Genomic DNA, 18,573 nt, shown 5'->3' on the forward strand with positions numbered 1-18,573 from the left:
GCACGGAGGGCGGTCTGGAAGCGGGAAGAAGCGAGCGCTGTGAGACTCCGAGGTCCCGCCTAGTGATGCAGAGGCTCCCGATGGCCGCCTGATCGACGACATCTCCGGCAGGAGTCGGGCTGGGAAGCAGGCGGAGGTGCGTGCGGTACAGCCGTTCTCCAAGCGGCTCGTCGAGGACTATGGCTATCCGAAGAGCCACATCCAGACCCGTCCGCGGTGGCATGTGACGGCGCGCCCGTCCGACCGGGCCAGGGCCGGGAGCTACCCGGTCGACATCGCGGTCTTCGCGGGGGAGCACCACCGCGACGACGCCCTCTACCTGGTCGTCGAGTGCACGAAGCCCGACCGCGACGACGGCCGAGACCAGCGGGAAGACTACCTGCGCCTCTCTCGCTCCTACCCCGACGTGTGGAGAATGGCGAGGAGCGGCTTTCTCCGCAGGCGCGAGGCCGGCGGAACGGTCGCAGGCCGTGGACGAGAGACGATGAAGACCGCGGTGACGACCCCTGAGCAGGAGCCTGGCGTAGATGACGACTCGCCGAACGACGAGGACGAGGCCCCGGCCCCCGAAGCAGCCTCTGTGCCCACGGCGGGCTTCCGGGTGCCGGCCGAGTTCGCGCGGTCGTCGATTCCCGGCATGGACGACGCCGTGGCGAAGAGGCTTGCGCTCATCGGAGCGCAGCTGACCGGGACGGTGAGCAGCGCCGAGTTCTGCGCTCACGCCGGCGACCTGTGAGGCGACCACGACGCCGGCGTCGCGACCATGAGCGCGCCATCGCTCCTGTCACGGTCCGCCCGACCTTCGGTCCGGCTCGGGATCGAGCAGCCGCGAGCCGGGTGAGGGCGGCAGCGACGAGTGGCGCGATGATCGTCAGGGCGAACGCTTCGGTGAACGGCGCGAACTCGACCGGGCGGACGAACTCCGCTCCGACGAACAGCCAGAGGTACAGCGGCAGCAGGAGCGTCTGGGCGAACATCGGCAGTGGGGGAGCCGCCAAGAGCTTCTCCGCGTCGCCGCCCACGAGCCCGGCGAAGAGGATCGCGTAGTCGATGCAGCGTGCCGGCAGCGCGAAGAGCACCCCGACGAGAAGCACCTGATCGTGGGCGACTGTCCACGACAGCAGCCACACGACAGCGGGCACCAGGACGGTCGACCACGAGGACCGTGGCGAGTAACCGCCAATCGCGGAACGCTCGGCCGAGCTTGCCGAACGGGATGCCGAGGAAGGGGCGTAGAGCAGCAGCGGGAGCACCGGGGTGGATCGCGAGCCCGGCGGGCCGCGCGACGGCAGGCGCTGCAAGCCCGGCAACCGCCCCGAGGGCCGGCCCGGAACCTGGTGACGTTCCATCCAGTCCACGCTCTTGCGCGCGCATCGGGGCCGCGTGCGGAGCTGCGGACGGTGGCCGCCTGCCGGACACGGTGGCCACGTTCGTCGACGCCTCCTCACAGGTGGTCGCGGCGAGCTGCCTCCTCGATGGCGGTGGGCTGACGCTCCGGAGCCGACCCGCGTGCTCCGGTCGCGGGTGAGTGAGCGCGGCGCGCGGTTCCTGTCGGGACGGCAGGTCGGCGGGATCGAGGAGCACGGCCGGGGCCTGCCGTGATCACGGCGTCGGCAGATCGGCTCCTCGCGGATGACGTCGTCCCGGCCCGCGGGAGCTGGGGGAGTGTCGGTGCCGCGCTCGTGGGTGTCGAACTGCCGCTGTTCCGCCTCCTACGTCTATGACGCCTGTCTCGACGTGGAACGGCGCGCCGCTCGTGCGCCGGCCCGAGCACCGCTTGTACTCGCGGGTTCACGGTGATCGGCTGCGCATCGGCAGTGACGACCATCGGCCGGTCCCAGCCGGGCGGGGCCTCCCTGCCCGGGGGCTTCGACGCGGTGATCGAGCCCGCCCGGCGACTCCTGCGCCCGGAGGTCAGGTTCGTCCCCGAGTACCGCGTCAACGGTGTCGTCGCGATGACATCGGACGACCTGGCCGTTCCTCGTCGGCTCGCCGGGTCGGACAACGTGTGAATCGCGCAGGCGAGTCAAGGTGACCCATGCCGCAGGAACGGCTGTGCCGCCGGCCGGGGCGCTTCCAGTCTTGGGCGCTGCCCCCCGGGTGCTGCTCGACGGAGGCGAGCTGCCGAGTGAGCTGGGGGCCGAGTGATTCGACGGAACGGGTTCGGACCTCCTCCGCGGCCGTGACGCGTCCCACCGTGACGTCTACGCCAACGACGCCGCCTGAGTCGTCGGGAGTCATGGCGTGCGGTCCGCGTCGCCTGGGCGGGGCCGCGTTCGCCATGTCCGATCAGGGGCGGGCCCATCAGGCGCGGACCCGGGACAGGGGCGGCGAGGGCTGCGACGGACTGTCCTGGGCGGCGTGTCGGGAGGCACTGACGATCAGGCGCGCAATCTGGGGCCGGCGGCGGCCTCCTGGCGTGGGTCTGGTCTCCCCGGCCACGCCCTGGTCGCGAGCCGTGCTCGGTGTCTTCGCCGTGGTGGTGCCGTCGACGATCGGTCGACCGTCCCCTGCTGCGAACACACGGGAGTCCGTCGCCGCCATCTGGTCCAGGAGTGCAACCGGTCGTGTTTTGCTATCGGATGGGGTACTGTGAAACCGATCTGAAAAACAGACTGGTTTGGGGTGGGGATGAGCACTGTCGGGGCGAAGGTGATCCTGATTCCGGGTGCCTGGATGGGCGCGTGGATCTGGGAGCCGACCGTGAACAGACTCGTCGAGCGTGGCATCGACGCCGAGACGCTGACGTTGCGTGGGCTTGAGGCCGGCGTGCCGAAGAGTGAGATCGCCGCCGTTCGGCTCGCCGATCACGTGCGGCAGCTGCGAGACGTCGTCGACGGTCACCGCGTGCCCGTCGTCCTCGTCTCGCACTCCTATTCGGCGATGGTGACGGCCCAGGTGGCGGACCGCGTCGGCGGCAAGGTCGCCGGACTCGTCCACTTCGGAGGCTTCCTGCCCGTGGACGGACGGTCCCTGCTCGACGGCTGGGGGTCGACCCCCGAAGAGCGAGACGCGGAGCGGGCGGACATCGTCCGCGCGGGCGGACTGTGGCTGCCGCCGACCCGGCCCATGCTCGACCACGAGACGGACCTGACGCCCGCGGATCGTGATCTGTTGGCCGGCGGATTCACCCCGCATCCCGGACACACGATCACGGATCGGGCCGAGCTGGCCGTCCCCGTCGGCACCCGGCCCACGACGTATGTCGCACTGTCGACGGCGGGTCCCGACGACGCCTGGCGGCACGCACCGGCTGCCGCTCGCGACGCGACGGCCTGGCGGCGCAGGCATATCGCCAGTGGACACTGGCCGATGCTCTCGGCCCCGGACACGACCGCGGACCTGATCGACGGCGAGGTCCGAGAGCACACCGCCGCGCTCGGCTGATCACGGACGCGGCTGATCACCGACGTGCCGGGCAGGCCGGCGCGGTCTTCGGAGCGGCGTTCACCAGGGAGGGAACGACATGGCGGTGCACGATCGATCGAGCTGCCCCATCAATCTCGCGATCGAGTTGTTCGGGGACCGGTGGACTCTGTTGATCCTCCGGGACGTGATCTTCACCGATCGGCGACACTTCCGCGAACTCCTGCGGGAGTCGGAGGAGAACATCACCAGCAGCATCCTGGCGGATCGTCTCGACCGGCTGGTGGCTGCGGGCGTCCTGACCAGGGAGGGCGTGGCGACACACAAGCAGAAGACCGTCTACAGCCTCACCGAGAAGGGCGTGGACCTCGTGCCGGTGCTGGCGACCATCGGGCAGTGGGGGGCCGATCACTGCGCGGCGGACCCGGCGAAGGCGGCCGCCGCCCGCGAACTGGAGTATCGGCGTCCCGAATCCTGGTCGGGCCTCATGAGTGAGCTGCGGGCCCGCCACTCGGTCGTCGCGGGCCAGGTCGCGGGCGAACCACGGCGCCGCCCGTGAGCAGGACAGGCGGGCGGTGGCCGCGGCGGCCGCCCGATGGTGGTCGACTGGGCGGCCCGGTGGTGGTCGACTGGGCGACGCTCGGCTCGGCGGCTGGGGCCGGCCGCGTGGTGGCTGACCGCGGTCTGGCGGTGGTCGGTTGGATCGTGGCCGGTTCGGCGATCTGGCTGTGGTCGGCTGGGCGGTGGCTGCCTGCGGTCCGGCGGTGATCGGCGCGGCGATGGCCGACCCCCGGTGACCCGTGGACGGCCGACCGGGTGCCGCTCGACCCGGCGGCCTCCGGCGACGATCGCCCGTGTGCCCGTGTGCCCGTGTGCCTGTGTGCCTGTGTGCCTGTGTGCCTGTGTGCCTGTGTGCCCGTCCGTTCGTCCGTCCGCATGACCGACGCCCGACGACGTGGGTCCGCCGATCGGTCCCGGCACCACACCATGCGTGCTGGTCGATACGAAGTCGGGGGTCGATCGGGAGGGGGGCGAGGCGGGCCCGGTCGACGCGGTGACCCGCGCCGAGGCCGAGGGGAGCGCCGACTGGCTCGCCGCCGAGATGCTGCCGAAGCTCGTGGGGGCCGCGACGCATGCGACGCGCCCGGCGGTCGTCGACCGGTTGCGCGACCTGATCGACGCTCAGCCCGCCGCGGGCATCGCCTGGGCGCAGCGGGCGATGGCCGCTCGACCGGACTCCACCGCCCTGCTGCGTGACGCCGGGCTGCCGACGCTGATCGTCATCGGCGAACAGGACGAGCTCTCCCCGCCGGAGACGGCCGAACGACTCGTCGAGCTGCTGCCGTGGGGCAGGCTGGAGATCGTCCCCGACGCCGGGCATCTGGTGCACGCCACGGCGCGGCGCCGGGCTGTGACCGGCGCCGCGGGGGCGATGGCGCTACGAGGTTCGCCCGCCGTGATGCGGCAGGCGAGCCGGGGGCTCCTCGCGGCGCCCACGACGGTCCGGGCCGCCGCGCTGCGGGGCGGGACCCGGACCGCCGACCGTCCGGAACAGTCGGACCCACTGGTGCGCGGTCAGCCTGCGAGGCAGCTCACCGCCGCTCAGCCCCTCTTCTCGGAGCCACCTCGCCACTCGGCGAGCCTCGCCCAGTCGAGTCAGGATGCCGCGCAGGCCCGTGCCCCGGCCGGTGAACACGGCGCGCACCAGCCGCTGGTAGTCGTCCCGTTCCGACTCCGACACCAGCGGCTTCGCCCGCCGCCGCATGACGAGCAGCCCGCCGTCGACGGCGGGCCGGGGCCGGAACGCGGCGGCGGGCACCCGCCCGGCGAGGCTGAACTCGTACCAGGGCCACCACAGCGCCGTGAGCATCGTGGTGCCGCCGATCCCGGCGCGTTTCCGCGCCACCTCCCACTGCACCAACAGGGTCGCCGTCCGCCAGTCGCCGGCGTCCAGCAGCCTGCGCAGCAGCGGCGTGGTGAGGTGGAACGGAACGTTGGAGACGATGTGATGGCCGGTGCCGGCCGGCCGGTGGGTCAGCAGGTCGGCGTGGACCACGTCGGCGCGGTCGCCGAATCTCGTCCGCAGCGTCCGGACCCGGCGCGGATCGATCTCGACGGCGGTGACGGAGCGTCCGAGCGTGACGAGAACCTCGGTCAACGCGCCGTCGCCCGCGCCGTACTCGAGTACCGGGCCGGGCGGCTCGGCGCGGACGAGGTCGGCGACGCGGGCGATGATCCGATCGTCGACGAGGTGGTTCTGCCCGAGTTCATGGCGGCCGGGCAGGTGGAGATGACGAGAATCGTGCTTCGACATGGGTTCCCGATTCGGTGGCGACGTCGCGCGACACACCGATGCTGAGCTGATCGGTCGCGCGCAAGGACTGACGACGCGGCGAGACGGCGGGAAGCCCTGACAACGGGCCGGAGACGGCCCGTACAGAAAGGAGAAGGCGGCACCGCGCCTGGCGGACATCCGACTCAGGCGTGGGGTGCGCGCACCGCCGTCAGGCCGTGCGCAGCCGAGTGAGTGCGTGGAAGCAACACATGGCGGGGACCATAACAGGTGGTCGGACGCCGACCAACCGGGTTTCGGGCCGTCTCCGCCCGGAGGCGGCCCCTGCGGCAGGGCGCCTCGGGCTTCCGTCGGGTGAGCAGGTCGGGATGGCCTCGGGCGACGTCGAGCCGCCGCTCGACGGGCGGTGCTCGGCTCGGCGTCGACACGAGCGATCGAGGCGAGCCGCGTTCCTCGCGGCCGGCCGGCCGTCTCGAACGCGATCCGAGCCGACCGGCCGGAGTCTGACGGCGCGGTGTGACCCGGTGCGGTTCGATCTGGCGTGGTTCGACTTCGCCCGGCGGCCGAACCCGATCCTCAGCGGGTTCGGAGCGTACCGACACTCCGATTCTCGATCCGGCCCGATCGCCGACAGCACGACACCCGACAACACGGCCGCCGATCCCCGATCGCCCGGGTCGACGGGTCACAGGGTTGCCGGGTCACTCGGGGCACTGGGGTTGTCGGGTCACTCGGGTGTCGGGTTGGGTCGCCGTCCGCCGGGTCGATGGGTCGCCGGGCCGGGCCGCCGGGCCGCCGGCTCGCTTGGGCCGCCCGATTGCCGGGCCCGACATACGACGTGGGCGGGCCCGGGTCCACGCCGTCCGTCAACCCGGCACCGTGCCGCCCCCGTCGACTCGATCGGGAGCCGGCGTCTCGGGTGCCGCGGCGGGCGTCACCGCGCGAGCCGCGGCGCGCACGGTCTCCGGGGCGACGGCGGGCATCCGATACTCGTTGGCTCGAATGTGGGCGAGGAACGAGGCATCGGGTGCGACGCCGTGCTTCTCCAGGTAGTACCGGACCGCGGGCTGCCAGAGCCAGGTGCCGTCGGTGAGCCAGGCGACCGGGACCCGGCGTGGATGCTCGGGGTCGAGCTGATCGGCGACCCTGCCTCGCCCGGAGAGGACGAGCTCTCCGGCGACGAGGTAGGTGAGCACCCGGTCCTTCTCCTCGGCGGTCAGCGGCTCGCGATCCACGACCGGGGCGCCGTCGTCGGTCTGACCGTCGAACACACGTGCCCGAGAGAAGCCTCTGGGCCCGGTCCCGTGCTCGGACTGGGACTCGGGTGCCGTGGCGGCGGCACGGGTGGCGACGTCCGCGAGGTAGGCCCGGATCTCCGGAGAGGTGGGCAGGCGGTGCCGCCGAATCCGTTCCTCGGTGATCACGGCATAGGCGACGCGGAGGCCGGTCTCGGGCACCGCGTTCGGGACCCGGAATCGGTTGGCGCGGATGTGCGCCAGCAGGCCGGGGTCGGGGGCGACGCCGTACTTCTCCAGGTAATAGGGGACGGAGGAGAGCCAGACCCAGGCACCGTCGGTCCGGGCGACGGTCCGGGGTATCACCTTCCGGTCCGCCGCGAGCAGGTCACGGAAGCCGCCGGTCTCGACCACCTGGATCACCGGTGCCGTGCGCAGGTACTCCAGGACGGCGGGAACCTCCTCGGCGGGCACCGGTGGTCGAGTGACGACGGGCTTGCGATCCGGTCCCATCCCGTCGAAGAGCCTGGCCTTGGTGACCGTCGGCAGTTCCGGCTGCTCCACGCTCGCCCCACGGCGCAGCCAGTCGGGCACGGCGTCGGCCGGGCGCGGGTGGCGAGCGAGTTCGGCGTGGAAGTCCGCCTGCGCGGGATACTCGAGCCAGTCCGGCTCGCGTTCGCGGTCATAGCTGACGGAGTAGGTGCCGGGATGGGTGATCAGGCTGGCGAAGGTCGTCCAGGTGCCGAGTTCCGGGCGGTACATCCCGGCCCGGAGTCGGTCAAGCAGCTCGGGGATCGACGGCGGGAGGGACCAGTGTCGGGCGTTGCCCGCCGTGTCCTTGATCGTGCTGATGGTCTCGACGTGTGCGCCGACGGCGCAGTACTGGAGGTAGAGCTCGCGCCAAGCGGTGGGGGCCTCGTGTCGGACGACCGAGACGATCTCCTCGAGCAGCGCGTTCTCTTCCTGCGGGCTCAGCGGGGCGGACGGGGTCGTCATCAACGAGACCTTCTCTTCGGAGGGGAGCCTGCGTCCGTGGCGACTCAGGCGGCGGGGTCGGGGGCGTCTCCTCGCGTCGCCTGCGCGAGCCGGTCCGCCAGCCAGCGGGGCACGTGTCGTGCCGCACGGGGGAACGCCAGCAGGTCGGCCACGAACACCGCGGGCTCCACCGGCGGCACCCACTGCGGCTCATGGAGGTAGTTGTAGCTCACCTGGAACGTGCGGGGCGGGTCCACGGTGAATCGCAGGGAGAACCACGCGCCCTGCTCCGGGTCGGCGGTGGCCTGCCGGAGCCGGGCGAGGTCCTCGCTCAGCTCCGGAGTGGGCGCGACGGGCGGGCTGCCGCCGTCGGCCGTCACCACCGTGAGGCTCACGTCTCGCACGGTGCTCGCCATCAGCGCCTTGAGGTCGATGCGCTGCCAGTCCGGCGGCGCGGCGGCGAGCAGCAGGTCGCCGATCCGGTTCCGCAGTTCGTCTTCACTAGGGAGCGAGGGGGGTCGCGGAGGGGACATTCGGGAAACTCCTCAGGTGAGTCGACGTCACAGGCGGATCGCCCATCGTGATCTGAAAACGTATATGGATGACGGTCGGCGTCTCCTTGCCGTCGGCGCGGTCCGCCCAGAAGTCGAATGCGTCCACCGTGATGTCGGGGGTCTCCCTGAGGTCGTTCTCCATCTCGCCCCAGCCGTCGGCGGTGAGGAATCGACCGAAGGTGGCATTCTGCTTTCGCCATTGAGGTATCAGCGCGATGCGCTCGTTGATGCCGCCCGCCGCATGTCCGAAGATGTGGCCGCCTTGGAAGAAGAGTCCGAGGCCCTTGTACTCGTTGTCCGTGCCGACGTGTCCGAGTATCTGCTGGACTATCTTGTAGCGGGCGTGCTGGCTCAGCTTGTCGAAATCCAGCTTACCGCTGGCCGCAGAGGTGTAACCCCGCTCATCGGTGTGGAAGAGCCATCGAGGCTCGCCGGGTGTCTCGCCGGCTTCCGGAGGCTTGATCACACCGAATACGACGTTGCCGATCGGCGCGCCTTCTCGGTTCTTCAGGTGTGGATCCGCCTTGGTCTCGTCATGGTGGAAGTGCATGGTGCTCTTGTTGCCGAGTTCCGGGTTGTACAGACCGTCGACCGGCCCCGCCCAGGTGTGCACTCGGCTGATGTTCCCGGCGCCGTCGGTGTAGATCGTGGCGTGCCAGCTGCCGTCCGGCTGCAGCAGCGTGATCTCGGCGTTCGCGGGCCGGTCTTCCGGCGCTCGGTCGGCCCATTCCACGGTGAAGGCGCCCTCGCGCGGGTTCCACTCCTCCGTGCGTGTGGTGACCGGCGTCGACGACGGCTCCGGCGTCGTATCGTCCGTCGAGCGCTCGGTTCCCTCCGGTGCGTCGCCGCTCGGTGTCGTCTCGCCGTCCCACGTCACCGCACGCGGTGGCTCGGCCAGGTCGTCGGTGCGGAAGCGCTGCCGCCCGTAGCCGTCGATCACGTCGTAGACGACGCCGGGATCCAGCACCAGTCCGAGGGCCCCGAGCACCGGCCCGGTGGCGTCGCCCGGCGGGAAGTACGCCTGCGAGTCCGTCCCCAGGCCTTCGTTGGGCACCGTGGAGCTGACGTATTCGAGTCTGGCCGGGCCTGCCTCGTCGCTGCCGACGAAGAAGTCGCCGAGGGGCCGGGTGCGCAGGTCGCCGTCGGCGTCCTCGAACTGGATCTCCGCCCGGTACCACGTGTTCGGGTCGGGGTCGGGCACCACGTCGCCGAACCGTTGTCCCGGGGCGAGCAGCACCGGCACCGGGGGGACGTCCGGATCGCGGGGCGGTGCGAGGTAGTCGGCGACCTGGTCGGACGAACGGGTGTTCGCCCTCGGCCGCGCATCCTCCGGAGCCGCCGGGTCGGCGGGGGCGTCGGACAGATACGGGCCGCCCTCGCCGAACTCCGCCGACGTCCCGTCCGGGTGGAACGTGTCCCACCGGCCGCCGGGCGGGTCGGTGGGAATCCGGTCTCCGTCGGCGTTCTGGACGCCCTCGGCGGAGAAGACGCTCCCGTCGGCCCCGACCCATCCCATCTCGGTCGGAGCCAGGACCTCCACGCCGAGTTCCCTGGCGAGCTGCGCGGCGAACCCGTCCGGGAGACCGCCCGTGTCGCAGGACAGCAGCCGGATGGCTTCGCCGTTCCAGTCCGGGTCGGCGCGGACGACGTCGGCGAACTCGGCGGCGGTCAGCGTCTGGTCGCCGATGAAGACGTGCTGTCGATCGCCGTGCAGATCGTAGGTTCGGCGCCCGTCCGGGTCCGGGGCGACGTCCATCGCCGATCTGCTGGTCTCCGGTTCGTCCGGGAAGAACGCCCGGCCCGCGGGCGTGGTGGCGCTCGCCGCCAGGAGCGCGGCCGGGTCCGGGGCGGGCGACGGCGTCTCGACGGAGCCGTCGGCACCGTCCGGCGGGCCGTCTCGATCGCCTGCCCGGTCGGCGGGCTCGGCCGGCGACGTCGAGTCCGGAGAGGAGGCGGTCTCGCGGCGCCGCGTGGCGCCGTCGGCCGGATCGACGTCCGTGGTCGGGGTCGTGCTCGCCGCGTCGCGCTCGGCGAGCAGGTCGGCGCGCGCCGTGTCGTTCGCGCTCAGCCAGGCTTCGCCGTGGGGAGTGGTGCTCCACTGTCCGCTGTCCGGATCGAACGCGGCGAGCAGTCGCTCATCGCCCTCGCGATCCACGACCCATAATTCGGCGATCTCGCCGAACTCGGTCGGGCTCAGCTGGAACTCCGGGATGGCGTGGTGTTCGCTGCCGGGGAAGCCGTTGCCGGTGAACGGCGGGTCTTGGCGGGCGTCGCCGCCCATGATCATCTGTCCCTCCGGCGTGGTGCCGCCGTAGGGGATGGTCAGATTGTCCGGTTGATCGAGGGGAAAGCGCAGCACGGGGATGCTCGCGTCGTCCGGCAGGTACGGCGGCCGACCGTTGCGCTCCTCGTAGCCGAGGTCGGTGTAGTCCAGGCGCAGTCCCTCGATGACGTCCGCCGGGCCGCGCAGCTCCGCCACATCGCGGTAGCGGGTGGTGAAGCCGTTCGCCTTGGTCGGGTCGAAGATCTGGAGGCGCCCCCCGCTGCCGTCGGGGATGAACACCGGGTTGTTCCGCAGGTAGTTCGCCGCGACCTCGCTGGTGAGGACGCGCTGCACGACCTCGCCGGCCGGGGCCTCGACGCCGTCGCGCACATCGCGGATCGCCGCGACCTCCTCGGCCGTGTAGTTCTCCACCGGGCGCTGCCGAAGCTCGTCGAACTGCTCCGGGGTGAGCCCGGTGCCCTCGAGCCGCTCCGCCAGCTCGCTCTCGAATCCGCCCGCCGAGTCGAGCTGGTCGGCTCCGAGGCTCGTGTCATACGTCGAGCCGTCGGACAGCGGGTACTCGTGCTCGCTCGGCGACAGACCGCGATCGACGTCGGAGCCTGCGGCGTCGGGCGAGTCGACGGCGTCGGGTGAGCCTGCTGCCTCGGGCGAGCTCGTGGCCCCGGACGAGTCGGCTGCCGTGGCCGAATCGGCCGGCTCGTGACGTGGCGTCGGATCCTCGGGGCCCGTCGGTGCGTCGGGAGCCGGGTCTGAGGGGACGCCCGCGTCCTCCGGCGTCCTCGGTGCCGGGGCGGGCGGCAGGGCCTGGGTCGCAGGCGGCTCGGCGGACGCCCGATTCGGCGGCGGGCCGCCGTCGATGCCGCCGATTCCACGTGGCAGCGGCGCGGGCCGGGGGCCTGTGCCGGCAGGCGGCGTCTCGCCGCGTGGGGCGGGCACGTCGCCGTCTCCGGGTTGCCGGGTCGGCGCGTCGGCTCCCGGTCGTGCGGGGCCGCCGGTCGGCGGGGACTGCGGAGCGGACGGGCCCGGCTGCTGGTGCGGACCCGGACCCGAGGGATTCGGGCCGGTCGGGCCGGGCCTGTCCGGTCCGGTGGGATGCGTCGGCGGCGGGCCGAACCGGTTCGGCATGTGTGGCGGCAGGCCGAGACCGTTCGGGGGACGCCCCGGTCCGGCCGGTCGGCCGACGCCACCGGACTGCCTGCCTGGCCCGTCCGGCTGCCGACCCGCACCGTCCGGCTGTTTGTGAAATCCGTCGGACGGGCCGCCCATGGCGCCCGGAGGCGGCGCTCCGGGGCCGAGGTGTCCGGGAACACCGGGCTGCCGCCGTGGGGACTGATCGTTCGAGGGGGCGGGCCCGTTCGGCCCGGGGTGTGGTGCGCCGCCGGGACTCGGGCCGCCCGGCGGTCGTCCTGGGCCGTACGCACCGGGCGGACCGATCGGGCGCTGCGGTCCGCCGTGCGGCGGTCCGCCCTGGTACGGACCCGGTTGACGTCCGCCGGGCATGCCGGGTCCGCCGGGGCCCGGCGGCAAGGGCGGGACAGTCGGGCGATGGCCGGGCGGTCCGCCCGGTGGCGGGGCGAGCGCGGGCAGCGTCGCGCCGTGCGGGTGTTGCGGCGGCGGGCCGCCTGGGCGCTGCGGTGTCGGTCCGCCGGGCGGCTGCGGCGGACGACCACCGGGGTTCGGGGGCGAGCTGCCGGGGTGCTGCCGCGGCGGGCCGCCGGGGTGCTGTTGCGCCGGGCCGCTCTGATAGGGAGGCGGTCCGGCGTCGAGCGGCCGGGGCGGTTGCGTCGGAGCCGTGCGGGGTGCGGTCGATGATCCCGGCTGTCCCGGGCCGGGGGGCGGTGCGCCGAGTCCGCCGGGGTTGGGCTGCCTGCCGCCCTGCGGCGGGCCGGACTGGCCACCAGGGCTCGACGTCGTGGGGCCCGACATTCCGGGGCCCGGACCTTGCGGGCTGGAGAATCCGCCCCCGGTCGGGCCGAACGGCACCGAGCCGGGCATGCCGCCCGCCGCCGGACCACCTGCCGAGCCGCCTGACGGTGCTGGTCCCGTGCCGCCGGGCTGGCCGCCGGTGCCACCGTGGAGGCCTGCGGGTCCGCCCGTGAACGGTGCGTCGGTGCCACCGGTCATGGAACTCGCCGTGATCGTCGCCGGGCCGCTCGGAGCCGCCGAATCGGGTCGGGTCGGTCCGCCCGGTCCGCCGGGACCGAAGACCGAGGGTCCGGTGGAATCCGATCCCTGCGTCGGGCCGGACGGGGCGTTCGTCGGGCCCGTGCCCGCCGGGCCGAAGCCCGCAGGTCCCGCACCCGCGCCGCCCGGATCGGCGGAGCCGGGTCCGAAGCCGCCGGGCGGCAGACCGCCCGGCGTGGGGGGCTGCGGCCCGAGGGCTCCGGCGCCGGGTGGGAGCGCGGGTTCCAGCCGGGGTCCGGATGTCGGCGTCGAGCCGGTCATCGAGCCGCCCGGAGGCAGGCCCGTGCCGGCGCCGCGATCCGCTGTGGAGGCGTCGGCGGGAGAGTCGGCACGGGGAGCGACGGAGTCGCCGCGGGCCGGGTCGATCGAACCGAACGTGTCCGGTGTGGACGTCGGCCCGGACGTGCCGGCCGAGCGGGCGCCCGGTGGCGGGCCGTCGGCCCCGCCGCCTCCGGTGGGCGCGGTCCGATCGAGGCCGGCAGACGGGCTGCTCGGCCCGCCGCTCGGGGCGCTGCCGCCCGGCGAATCACCGGAGGGGACCTCGCCGGTGGCCGCGGAACCGGGCGATGCCCCGGTTCCGTCGTCCGGAGCCGCGCCACCCGGCGACGCCCCGGAGTCGGGGTTCGTCGTCGGGGCCGCGGGGGCCGGGGCGGCCGGGGAGTCCGGGCTCGACGATCCGGCGGGTGGGACGTCGCTCTGCGGGGACGTCGGCGTGCCGGCGGGTGGGACGGTCGCGGAGGAGTCCACGCCGGGGCCCGGGCCGTCGGGCGGGCCGCCGTTCCATGCGGGCGTGTCGGGGGCGGCGTCGGGTGTGCTCGACGCGTCCGGAGTGCGGGGCGCGTCCGGGGCGCTCGGCGTGTGGCTGCTCCCCGAGCCGGAGGCGGCGGTCGAGCCCGCCGCGGCGGGCGGGTTCGACGGCGACCCTGCCGGGCTCGATCCGCTGTCGGCCGGCGGCCCGACGGGACCGCCGTCGCCCGCCGAGGGACCCGGCGCCGCACCGGGCCCGGTCGTGCCCGGCTCCGGCGTATTCGGTCCCGTCGTGCTCGGCCCCGGCCCGATCGTGCTCGGAGCCGTGCCCGGCCCGCCGGTGCCGTCACCGAGGCCGGTCCCGCCCGGCGCCGTGGCGAGGGCGTTCGGACCCGGCGAGCCGCCGCCCGGCGCTCCCGGATCGGATGGCCCCGAGTTCGGACCCGGCCCCGAGTCGCCGCCCCCATCGGCAGGCGAGGGCCCGTCCGAGCCGCCGCGATCGGGCAGCAGGTCGATCGAGCCGTCCCCGTCCGGTCCGAGACCGTCGTTCGACGAGTCGGCGCCGCCGAGATCGGGACTCGGCGCGTTGATGCTGTCGGCCCGCTGCTCCGTTCCGTCCACCGCACCGCCGACCGCGCCCGACGTGGTGCCGTAGAGCAGGTCTTGAGCGGTGATGCCCTGACCGGTGATCAGACCCTCGGCGGCCGTGCTCACCAGCCCCTCGGCCGCGCCCCTGGTGGCGCCGCGCAGCGCTCCGTCGGTGAGGCTTCCCGTGACGCTGGTGGATAATCCGGTGGTCGCGCCCGTCGGGATCACACCGGAGACGCCGCCGACGACGCCCGAGATCACCCCGCTGATCGCGGAGTCCTTGATCTTTCCCCAGTCCATCGACTCTCGATTGCCCTGGAGCATCTGGAGTCCCTGGACGGCGGCGTCGAGTCCGACCGACATGGCCACTTCGAGGGCCACGCTCTTCAGGATCGAGATGATGAGCTGCCGGAAGATCATCTGCACGGTGAGCCGGGTCGCCGCCTGCGCGACGGGGATCCCCGCACTGGCCGCGCCGAAGGTGGCGAAGGCCGCCGCGATCATCGCCAGGATCTGGATCAGCAGCATGATCAGTGAGGCGATGATCATGTACTTCGTGTACTCGACCTCGAGCGCGGTGGCGTCGCAGTTCGCGCCGAGCTCTTCGCAGAACTCCTGTAAAGAGACCAGGAACCGTTCGTCGCCCGCGACGAACTGGTCCCACATCTGCCGGAAGGCGTCGGCCGTCTGGCCCTCCATGCAGTTCAGTGAGGCATCCGCCGCCGCTTGGCCCTCTTCGATCACCGCGCCTACGTCGGCGGCCGCCTGCCGCCAGGCCTCGCCGAGGCGACGCAGCGCGGTCTCGTCGCCCTCGGGCCAGTTCATCCCGACACAGATCGGGATGAGCCACTTGACCTCGTCGGGGATCTCCATGCCCATGGGATGCACCTAGCGTCGTCTGCCGCAGCAGGGCCGTGGGAACAGCGAGTCGAAGCGAATGCAGGCGGGGCGGCCGTGAAACGCGCCCGGAGAGGCGCCTGCCGTGGCGGTGGTGGGTGTCCGGTCGAACGCGGCCGGTCAGCTGTCGGGGACCGCCCGATCGTCGGTGAGCGCTCGCCACCACCGCGGCACGGCCTCCGCCGGTCGCGGGTGGCGGGTCAGCTCCGCTGTCAGTGCGGCGACCGGCGGCGGGCAGTGCCAGCTGGTCTCGTCGTCGTAGGAGATCCCCGCGAGACCGCCGTCCGGGCGGATGCGCAGGCGCGCCGCGAGCCAGGCGGCTTGTCCCTCCTCCGCTGAGCGATCCCGGAGCTCGGTGAGCGCCTGACCGACCGGTGCTCGCGGCGAGAACAGCCGGACGACGCCGGCCTCGTCGACGCCGCGGCAGGTCAGCTCGGCGTAGCCGCCGACCTGGCGGAACTCGACGTCGATCGACTGTCGAGGCGGCCCGGCGGAGGCGACGACGGCCGCGGCGGCGGCGTGCCGCAACGCGGCCTCGGAGCGCACGGGCCGTGGGATGTCCTCGGCACGCGCGGTCTCGGTGCGCTGCTGCCACAACGCGGTCAGCCGCTCCGGTGGCGCCGACGCGAAGAACCCGGTGCGCTCGTAGACGGTCAGGCCCAGTTCGCGTGCGCGGACGGCGTCCCTCCCGGTCCAGGCGAGCCGAAGCCGTGCGTCGTCCTCGCCGGTGACGAGGTACCGCTCGCCGTCGAGGAGGCAATAGGTGTGCAGCGAGAACCGTTCGGTCAGCTCGGCGGCGGCGATCGTGCCGACGATCCGGCCGCTCGCCCTGGCCCGGAAGCCGTCGGGCGTGGGATCGCCGTCCAGGACGGTCAGGGCGACCGTGCCGGGCCGCCCCGTTCCCACCCGGAACACCTGACCACGCCAGACGCCGTACGGTCCGTCGGGTAGCCGCGAGTCCGGCGCGGTCACGATCCGCTCCCCAAGGCGTCGGCGCTCTCCTCGTCCATCGCCTCCCAGGCGTCCGCGCAGTCGTCCAGGCTGGTCTTCAACGCTGTCAGGCCGGCGACCAGATTGACGAACGACTCCATCGCGATCGCGGAGTTCGGCACGTACTCGGTGCTGAAGGCCTGGCCGGACTCGTCCTCGCCCCAGCAGGCGCCCTCGGCGGCCAAGGCGTTCTCCAGGCTGACGCGGGCCGTCTCCATCGAATCGGAGGCGCCGGTGAATCCGGTGGCCGCGGTCCGCAGCGCGGCCGGGTCGACCTCGTAGCCGTCGCTCATCGGGAGTCGCCTCCGGTCAGCCAGCTCTGCGGCTCCTCGTCATCGACCTCGTCCCGCGCGGGCCGCCGGGGACGAGGGCTCGTCGTCGGCGTCGCCGACTCCGGCGGTTCGGCACCCGGTCGGGAGAACGGGCCGACCAGGTCGCGGAACGACGGGGCACCCTCGACCAGGTCGGCGAGATCGGGCGTGCCCTCCTGAAGCGGCGCCATGATCTCGGTGACCCGTTGCCCGGCCTGGTTCGACGCCTGGCGGACGACCTCGGTGGCCACTCGGCCGAGCTTGTCCGGGCTGCTGCGTGCGAAGGCGCTCGGCGCGAACTCCAGCCGCGTCAGCGTGCCGCTCGAGTCGACCGTGGCCGTGACGAGCCCGTCCGGCGAACTGACCTTCGCGCTCACCTTCGCGGCCTCGGTCTGTGCCTCCCGCAGCTGGTCGGTCTGTCGGCGCAGCTGCCCCATCAGCTGGTCGACCTGGTCGCGGACGGCCGCGTTGCGCGCCTCCAGCCGGGCGCGTCGATCCTCTGGTCCCGCCATGGCCACCTCCCCCGTGACTACAGACGGCGTCTGTTCGATCCCCCGGAGTGCACGTTAGCGCTCGTGTCGCGGCTTCGAGGGCGGTTCGCGAGATGCGTCCGACAGCGTGACCACGGATTACCTCGTTCAGTCCAGCGGCAGCGGCCGGGCGGCCCCGTGTCGGATCCCGGGTCTCCGTCGAGCACGGCGTCGAGGCGGCATCGGTCTGAGTTCGGCGATCTCCACGGGGATGCCGCGACGGCCCGGGTCTTCTTCGGGACGCGCCGCCGCGGCGTGGCCGTCGGCGGGACGCGGCGGCTGCCGCGTCCCGGACCTCAGAACTGCGCGGCCTCCGTCGAGCCCGCCAGCGCGGTGGTGGACCCGCCGGGTGACACGGCGTTGCTGATCAGGTCGAAGTAGCCGGTGCCGACCTCCCGCTGATGGCGGGTCGCGGTGTAGCCGTGGGCCTCGGCCGCGAACTCGGCCTCCTGGAGGTCGACGTAGGCGGTCATGCCCTCGTCGGCATAGCGCCTGGCCAGTGAGAACATCGCGTGGTTGAGGGAGTGGAAGCCCGCGAGGGTGATGAACTGAAAGCGGTAGCCCATCGCCGCGAGTTCGCGTTGGAAGCCCGCGATGGCGGCGTCGTCGAGATGCCGCCGCCAGTTGAACGACGGCGAGCAGTTGTAGGCGAGGAGCTGATCGGGATGCTCCGCCTTGATCGCCTCGGCGAAGCGGCGGGCGGTGTCGAGATCGGGTGTGCCGGTCTCCATCCACAACAGGTCGGCGTAGGGCGCGTAGGCCAGTCCTCGGCTGATGCACGGTTCGATGCCCGCCGTGACCCGATGGAAGCCCTCCGCCGTCTGTTCGCCGGTGAGGAATCGTCGATCGCGCTCGTCGACGTCGCTGGTGATCAGGGTCGCGGCCTGCGCGTCGGTCCTGGCGATGATGACGCTGGGGACCCCGGCCACGTCGGCGGCCAGCCGGGCGGCCCGCAGGGTGCGGATGTGCTGGCCGGTGGGGATGAGGACCTTGCCGCCCAGATGTCCGCACTTCTTCTCGGCGGCGAGCTGGTCCTCCCAGTGCACCCCGGCCGCGCCTGCCTCGATCATCGCCTTCATCAGCTCGTAGGCGTTCAGCACGCCGCCGAAGCCCGCCTCGGCGTCGGCGACGATCGGGGCGAGCCAGTGCGGCGACTCCGTGTGTCCCTCCGACCAGCTGATCTGGTCGGCTCGCAGCAGCGCGTTGTTGACGCGCCGCACGGCCGCCGGGACGGAGTCGACCGGGTACAGGCTCTGGTCGGGATAGGTCTGCCCCGCGCGGTTGGCGTCGGCGGCGACCTGCCAGCCGGAGAGGTAGATCGCCTGGAGGCCCGCGCGGACCTGCTGCACGGCCTGATTCCCGGTGAGCGCGCCGAGGGCATGGACATGGCCGCCGTCCTCCCGGTGCAGCAGCTCCCACAGTCTGCGGGCGCCCAGCTCGGCCAGGGTGTGGCGCTCGACGACGGAGCCGCGCAGCCGGACCACGTCGTGGGCCGTGTGCTCGCGACGGGTGGTGCGCCAGCGCGGATCGGTGTCCCACTGGATGCGTAGTTCCGCCACCGCGTCGGCTCGTCGCGCTCGGATGTGTTCGCCGTTCGGACCGCTGATCATGGTGTCCGC

The 18,573-nt window shown here is 72.9% G+C and carries 13 protein-coding genes and 1 pseudogene; 5 read left to right on the top strand and 9 right to left on the bottom strand.

Annotated elements, in window-relative coordinates; all coding sequences use genetic code 11:
• Positions 1 to 136: 136 nt before the first annotated feature.
• Entirely contained in the window at positions 137 to 736 is a 600-nt protein-coding gene (locus AHOG_RS29730; RefSeq protein WP_169725781.1) for a hypothetical protein, read from the top strand.
• Here the strand turns inward: AHOG_RS29730 and AHOG_RS30420 are convergent.
• Positions 669 to 1,349 carry a hypothetical protein gene (locus AHOG_RS30420; RefSeq protein WP_376700064.1) on the bottom strand — a complete coding sequence of 227 codons (681 nt, stop codon included), beginning with the start codon at positions 1,347 to 1,349 and terminating at the stop codon, positions 669 to 671. The two genes, AHOG_RS29730 and AHOG_RS30420, sit on opposite strands and share 68 nt — an antisense overlap.
• Before the next feature lie 468 nt (positions 1,350 to 1,817).
• Between AHOG_RS30420 and AHOG_RS04065 the strand changes: the two genes are divergently transcribed.
• From AHOG_RS04065 to AHOG_RS30425, 4 genes and pseudogenes are all read left to right on the top strand, one after another.
• Positions 1,818 to 2,012 (top strand): hypothetical protein, encoded by a 195-nt coding sequence (locus tag AHOG_RS04065; RefSeq protein ID WP_157736622.1) that lies wholly within the window; start codon positions 1,818 to 1,820, stop codon positions 2,010 to 2,012.
• 619 nt (positions 2,013 to 2,631) lie between these two features.
• The gene (locus tag AHOG_RS04075) at positions 2,632 to 3,387 is read left to right on the top strand and encodes an alpha/beta hydrolase (protein WP_093940161.1); all 756 of its coding nucleotides are present in this window, start codon (positions 2,632 to 2,634) and stop codon (positions 3,385 to 3,387) included.
• Positions 3,388 to 3,466: 79 nt separating this feature from the next.
• The gene (locus AHOG_RS04080) at positions 3,467 to 3,925 is read left to right on the top strand and encodes a winged helix-turn-helix transcriptional regulator (RefSeq protein WP_093940162.1); all 459 of its coding nucleotides are present in this window, start codon (positions 3,467 to 3,469) and stop codon (positions 3,923 to 3,925) included.
• A 723-nt stretch (positions 3,926 to 4,648) separates the two neighbouring features.
• Positions 4,649 to 4,699, top strand: a pseudogene (locus tag AHOG_RS30425) (hypothetical protein); the annotation flags it as partial.
• Between the two features lie 105 nt (positions 4,700 to 4,804).
• Here AHOG_RS30425 and erm read toward each other — a convergent pair.
• The 8 genes from erm to aceA form a co-directional block, all read right to left on the bottom strand.
• Positions 4,805 to 5,680: a 23S ribosomal RNA methyltransferase Erm gene (erm, locus tag AHOG_RS04085; protein WP_093940163.1), complete on the bottom strand. Its 876-nt coding sequence runs from the start codon at positions 5,678 to 5,680 to the stop codon at positions 4,805 to 4,807.
• Positions 5,681 to 6,525: 845 nt separating this feature from the next.
• Positions 6,526 to 7,890 (bottom strand): hypothetical protein, encoded by a 1,365-nt coding sequence (locus AHOG_RS04090; protein WP_093940164.1) that lies wholly within the window; start codon positions 7,888 to 7,890, stop codon positions 6,526 to 6,528.
• A gap of 44 nt (positions 7,891 to 7,934) precedes the next feature.
• Complete coding sequence (locus tag AHOG_RS04095) at positions 7,935 to 8,402, bottom strand: hypothetical protein (RefSeq protein ID WP_093940165.1); 468 nt, start codon at positions 8,400 to 8,402, stop codon at positions 7,935 to 7,937.
• Complete coding sequence (locus tag AHOG_RS30215; protein WP_093940166.1) at positions 8,371 to 15,105, bottom strand: WXG100-like domain-containing protein; 6,735 nt, start codon at positions 15,103 to 15,105, stop codon at positions 8,371 to 8,373. The genes AHOG_RS04095 and AHOG_RS30215 overlap by 32 nt, the downstream gene beginning before the upstream one ends.
• A 138-nt stretch (positions 15,106 to 15,243) precedes the next feature.
• On the bottom strand, positions 15,244 to 16,095 hold the full coding sequence (locus AHOG_RS04105) for a hypothetical protein (protein WP_093940167.1): 852 nt from the start codon (positions 16,093 to 16,095) through the stop codon (positions 15,244 to 15,246).
• Positions 16,092 to 16,406: a WXG100 family type VII secretion target gene (locus AHOG_RS04110; RefSeq protein WP_093940168.1), complete on the bottom strand. Its 315-nt coding sequence runs from the start codon at positions 16,404 to 16,406 to the stop codon at positions 16,092 to 16,094. The genes AHOG_RS04105 and AHOG_RS04110 overlap by 4 nt, the downstream gene beginning before the upstream one ends.
• Entirely contained in the window at positions 16,403 to 16,936 is a 534-nt protein-coding gene (locus AHOG_RS04115; RefSeq protein WP_093940169.1) for a YbaB/EbfC family nucleoid-associated protein, read from the bottom strand. Before AHOG_RS04115 ends, AHOG_RS04110 begins: the two co-directional genes overlap by 4 nt.
• Before the next feature lie 314 nt (positions 16,937 to 17,250).
• Positions 17,251 to 18,564, bottom strand: coding sequence for an isocitrate lyase (gene aceA, locus AHOG_RS04120; RefSeq protein ID WP_093944135.1), 1,314 nt, complete (start codon positions 18,562 to 18,564; stop codon positions 17,251 to 17,253).
• Positions 18,565 to 18,573: the final 9 nt, after the last annotated feature.

The organism is Actinoalloteichus hoggarensis, assembly GCF_002234535.1.
GTDB classification, from domain to species: Bacteria; Actinomycetota; Actinomycetes; order Mycobacteriales; family Pseudonocardiaceae; genus Actinoalloteichus_A; species Actinoalloteichus_A hoggarensis.